The sequence below is a fragment of the Streptomyces sp. NPDC001858 genome (genome assembly GCF_053594615.1).
In genome coordinates this window covers 1-5,960 of the sequence record NZ_JBSFEV010000093.1, presented here as the reverse complement: position 1 = coordinate 5,960, position 5,960 = coordinate 1, and the positions used below count along the sequence as shown (strand labels likewise).

The 5,960-nt window shown below is 69.2% G+C and carries 1 protein-coding gene; it reads left to right on the top strand.

Annotation, left to right across the window (positions count from 1 at the left end):
- Positions 1-164: 164 nt before the first annotated feature.
- On the top strand, positions 165-5,960 hold a 5,796-nt coding region (locus tag ACWCPF_RS45175; RefSeq protein WP_451050986.1), incomplete at its 3' end, for a DNRLRE domain-containing protein.

The window sequence follows — 5,960 nt, the reverse complement described above, 5'->3', positions numbered from 1 at the left end:
TGCGTCCCGGACTACTTTGCGAATCGATCACTGGTTCTTTACATCAACCAGACAGGGATGGATTCGTGAGACCTGAAGAGTTGCCCTCTGCCGTGGAGCGAGGGCGGATGTGGCATGAGCGGAGCCGGAGTCTGCGGTGGGTCGCGGGCGGGCTTGCGGTGCTGATGTCGGTGGGGTTACTGGAGGGTGTGGCTGTCGGGGCGCCTGGCGAGGGACCCGCACACTCGCCGAAGGCGGAGGCGGTGTCGGCTGCGGCGGACATCGCGTCGGCGAAGGTCGCTGCCCGGTTGTCGGGCGCTCGGGTGGAGGCGTTGTCGGAGCGTTCGGAGACGTCGCGGACGTGGGTGAACAAGGACGGCAGTCTGACGACGGAGCTGTCGGCGGGGCCGGTGCGGTTCGAGCGTGACGGCAAGTGGGTGGATGTCGATGTGAGCCTGCGGGAGTCGGGGGACGGGGTGGCGCCGGTGGCGCATCCCAACCGGCTGCGGCTGGCCGGCGGGAGCGGTGTGCCGGCGGCTTCGCTGAAGGCGGCTCAGCAGGCGAAGGCCGTCGATCTGGTGACGCTGGGCGAGGGCGGTGAGCAGATCGCGTTGCAGTGGAAGGGGGGTCTGCCCAAGCCGACGCTGGACGGCACGCGCGCCAGGTACGCCGAGGCGGTGCCGGGCGCGGACGTGGTGGTGGAGGCGACCCGGACCGGTTTCGAGCAGTTCGTCGAGGTCAAGCAGCGGCCGGCCGCGGGCGGCTACTCCTACACGCTGCCGCTGAGGGCCAAGGGGCTGAAGGCGAAGCAGTTAGCGGACGGCAGTGTGCTGTTCACCGACGGCAAGAACAGGAAACGGGCTGTCATGCCCGCGCCGGTGATGTGGGATGCGGCCGTCGACCAGCGTTCCGGTGAGCATCTGAACCGGGCCAGGGTCGCGATGAAGGTCGTCAAGACCAAGGGCGGCGTGGATTTGGTGATCACGCCGGACGCGAAGTTCCTCGCGGATCCGGCGACCCGGTACCCGGTGACAGTCGACCCGTCGACGTCGTCGCTGTCGAACGTCTTCGACACCTATGTGCAGCAGGGCGAGACGGTCGACCTGTCCACGGACGTCGAGCTGGACTTCGGCAACCCGGGCACGACCAACGCCGACGGCACGCCGCGCACCGCGCAGTCGTTCATCTCCTGGAACACTTCACCGATGGTGGATGCGCTGGTCTCCAGCGCGAAGCTGAGCCTGTGGAACTTCCACTCCGCCAACACTGACTGTACGGCGCAGTCGTGGGAGGTGTGGTCCTCTCCGGCGGCGTCGACGGCGAGCCGGTGGACGAACCGGCCGACGATGACGGCGAAGAGGGCGACCTCCACCGAGACCCGCGGCAACGCGGCGTGCACGTCCGCGCCGGACGGCTGGATCAACGCGGATGTGACGACGCTGGCGCAGGAGTGGGCGTCAGCGAAGGCCACGCGTGGGCACGTGGGTGTGCGGGCGACGAGCGAGTCGGTGGTGGCGCAGTGGAAGCGGGTGAACTCCGCGAACGCGGCGTCGAACCCGCCGAAGCTGGTGGTGAACTACAACTACCGGCCCAAGACCGGCACGAAGCAGGAGGCCGGTCCGCCGTTCTTCTCCTACAGCGGCGCCTACATGGTCAACACGCTCACGCCGACGCTGCGGGACACCTTCGTCGACACCGACGGCGACAAGGTCAACGGCACCTTCCAGATCTACGACAACGCCACCGACACGCAGGTTGGCAACGTTATCGTCTCCAAGTATGTGGCGTCGGGCTCGGCTGCGTCGGTGACAGTGCCTGCGGGGGTCCTCGCCCACGGCAAGACCTACAAGTTCCGCACGTCGCCCTATGACGGCACGCACTACAACACCGGCTGGTCGGCATGGAAGACCTTCACGGTCGACACTGCCGCGCCCTCGGCTCCGACGCAGATCACGTCGACGGACTACCCGAGCGGGCAGTGGGTCAAGGGCGTCGGCCAGGCCGGTGTCTTCACCGTCACGCCGCCGGCCGCTGACCACAACTGGCTGGAGTGGTCGCTGGACGGGGTGACCTGGACGAAGGTCGCCACCGGCGGGTCCGCCGCCGCGAAGAACATCTCCGTCACCCCGGCGAAGAACGGCACCCATACCCTGCAGGTGCGTTCCGTCGACAAGGCGGACAACAAGTCCGAGGCCAGGGAGTACGTCTTCCACGCCGGCCCGGGCGGGTTCGTGCAGCCCGCCGAGGGCGAGCGCACCGCGCGCCGGCTGCCGCTGGTCGCCGAGGCCGACGCATCCAAGTACGACAAGGTGTCCTTCTCCTGGCGCCGTTCCGAAGCCGACCCGTGGGTGCAGATCCCGGCCGGTGACGTCACCTTGGGCGGCACAGCGCTGAGCGCCTGGCCGGTGGCCTTGACCGGCGGGAAGAATGCGGCACTGGCCTGGAACGCCTCCACCACCGTCAGCCCGGACGGCACCGTCCAGATCAAGGCCGACTTCACCGGCCCCAGCTCCGCAGCCTCCAGCACCGCCCCGCTGACCGTGGTCGTGGACCGCAACGCCGACGGCGCGGCGTCGACCGAGGCGGGCCCCGGATCGGTGAACCTCCTCACAGGTGACTACACGTTGTCCGGGACCGACGCGTCGTTCTTCGGCATGAGCGTGACGCGCTCTGCCTCCTCGCGCACGCCCGACCAGGGCGCCAAGCAGGAGGGACAGGCCGCGATCTTCGGCAAGGAGTGGGTGGCCGGCACGGTCGCGGAGGACACCGAGTCCGACTACAGCCACCTGCGCAAGGTGTCCGACACCGCGGTCGACGTGGTGATGGCCGAGGGCGACAGCCTCTACTTCACCGCCAACGCGGCGAAGACCGGCTGGATGCCGGAGCCAGGCGCGGAGGACCTCACCCTCACGGGTAGCGTGACCGGCACGTTCACCCTGTCCGACACCGAGGGCACGGTCACCACGTTCACCAAGCCGTCCGCTGCGGCCACTACCTGGCAGGTCTCCTCCACCCTGCTGGACGGCCTGACCAACTCCACGACCAAGACGGTCTCCGAGACCGTCACCGTCGACGGCAAGACCCTGGCCAGGCCCAAGCGGATCATCGCGCCGACCTCGGCCGAGACCACCGCCGCCTGCGAGGCCACCCCAGCCACCAAGGGCTGCCGCGTGCTGGAGTTCGTCTACGCCACCGCCACCACGGCCACCGACGCGGACTTCGGGGACTACGCCGGCCAGGTCAAGCAGATCAACCTGTGGGCCACCGCACCGGGCGCTGCAGCCGCAACCTCAACGGCCGTGGCCAGCTACCGCTACGACTCCCAAGGGCGGCTGCGCCAGTCCTTCGACCCCCGCCTCGGACAGCAGACCCAGACCCAGTACACGTACTCCGACAGCCGCATCACCGGGCTGCAGCCGGCCGGTGAACTGCCCTACACCTTCACCTATGGCAACGCCGGCAGCGGCACCACCGCCGGCGACGGGATGCTGCTGAAGGTCTCCCGCCCCGCGTTGAAGCAGGGCACGGCCGACACCGCTGAGGGCGAGGCGGTCACCAGCATCGTCTACGGGGTGCCCCTGACCGGGACCAAGGCGCCTCACGCCATGGGCGCCTCCGACATCGCCACCTGGGGCCAGCTCGACGCGCCCGCGGACGCCACCGCCGTCTTCCCCGCGGATTCGGCGCCCGCCTCCCACGACGGCGCGGCCCTGACCGTGGCCGACTACACGCGGGCCACGGTTCACTACCTCAACGCATCCGGCCGTGAGGTCAACACCGCCGTCCCGGGCAAGCACATCACCACCACCGAGTACGACCGCTTCGGCAACACCGTGCGGGAACTGACCGCCGCCAACCGCGAGCTGGCCCTGGGCGCATCGACCGCCGACAAGGAGGTCCTGACCGACCTGGGCGTCGTCTCCCGCTCCTCCGGCGAGCGCTCTCACCTGCTGTCGACGACGTCGCTGTTCAACGACACCGGCACCCGGGAGCTGGAGGAGTTCGGGCCGATCCACCGGACCGACCTCAGCGAGGACCTCAAGGACGGCTCCACCGTCCTGGTCCAGGCCGGGACCTCCGTGCCTGCCCGCAAGTGGACGGTCAAGGAGTACGACACCGGCCGCCCCACTGACGGCACCGCCACCGTGAAGGATCAGGTCACCGCAGAGACCACCGGTGCCCGGGTACGTGACTACGACTCCGCCATGGGTGAAAAGCGCATCAACCAGACCCAGTACGACTGGGTCAAGGGCCTGCCCACCCTCACCATCCAGGACTCCGGCGGCCTGAACCTGACCACCACGACCGCCTACGACGCCCAAGGACGCGTCACCTCCCAGTTGCTGCCCGGCTCCACCGGGACTGATGCCGCGACCAGGATCACCCAGTACTGGACGGCCACCGGCACCGGATCGTGCCAGGGCCGCCCCGAATGGGCCGACCAGCCCTGCTGGACCGGTCCGGCAGGCGCCATCACCGGCGGCGGCTCCAACCCGGCCAGCCTGCCCGATGCCACCACCGAATACGGCTACTTCGGCCAGACCGCCAAGAGCACCGAGACCGCCAACGGCCAGTCTCGCACCACCAGCATCACCCACGACGCCGCCGGCCGTCCGCTGAAGACGACCGTCACCGGCACCCTGGGCCAGGCGGTCCCCGAGACGACCAACGAGTACGACCCCACCACCGGCAAGGTCACCAAGACGACCTCCACCACCGGCGGAACCATCGCCCGGGCCTACGACAAGCTCGGCCGGCTCACCTCCTACACCGACGCCGACGGCGGCACGACCACCACCGAGTACGACAAGCTCGACCGCCCGGTCAAGGTCACCGACAGCGCCCCCTCGACCGTCACCTACACCTACGACCACACCGCCGAACCCCGCGGTCTGGTCACCAAGACCAGCGACTCCGTCGCCGGTGACTTCACCGCCGCCTACGACGCGGACGGCTCCCTCGCCACCGAGAAACTCCCCGGCGGCTACAGCCTGGCGGTCACCGAAGACACCACCGGCGCCCCCACGTCCCGGGCCTACACCCGCGACAGCGACGCCGCCAGCGTCTTCACCGACACCGTCACCGAGAACGTCCACGGTCAGACCACCAGCCACCAGGGCTTCTCCGCCCAGAAGTACACCTACGACAAGGCCGGCCGCCTCACGAACGTCGACGACACCGTCGGCGAGACCTGCACCCGCCGCGCCTACACCTTCGACAAGCGCACCAACCGCACCGCGCTGGCCACCGCCACCGCCGCATCCTCCAGCGCCTGCACCTCCACCGGCGCGACCACCACCAACTACACCTACGACAGCGCCGACCGCCAGGTCGATGCCGGCTACGTCTACGACGCGTTCGGCCGCACCACCACTCTGCCGGGCAGCACCCTCAGCTACTACACCAACGACCTCGCCTACCAGCAGACTTCCGGCGGCAAGCGCCAGACCTGGCAGCTCGACGCCGCCCTGCGCTTCCGCTCCTGGAAGGTCGAAACCGGCAGCGGCACCACCTGGACCCAGACCGCCAGCAAGCTCAACCACTACGACAGCGACAGCGACAACCCCCGCTGGATCATCGAAGACACCACCGCCGGCACCTTGACCCGCAACGTCGAGTCCGCCTCCGGCGACCTCGCCGCCACCACCAGCAAAACCGGCGACACTACCCTGCAACTGACCACCGTCCACGGTGACGTGGCCCTCCAGCTCCCGCTGGACACCAGCCAGGCCCCCACCGCCCTGGACAGCGACGAATACGGCAACCCCCGCACCGGCCAGACCGCCACCCGCTACAACTGGCTCGGCGCCAAACAACGCTCCACCGAGACTCTCACCGGCCTCACCCTCATGGGCGTCCGCCTCTACAACCCCGCCACCGGACGCTTCCTGTCCCTCGACCCCGTCTACGGCGGCGGAGCCAACGCCTACGCCTACCCCGGCGACCCCATCAACCAATACGACCTCGACGGACGATTCTGG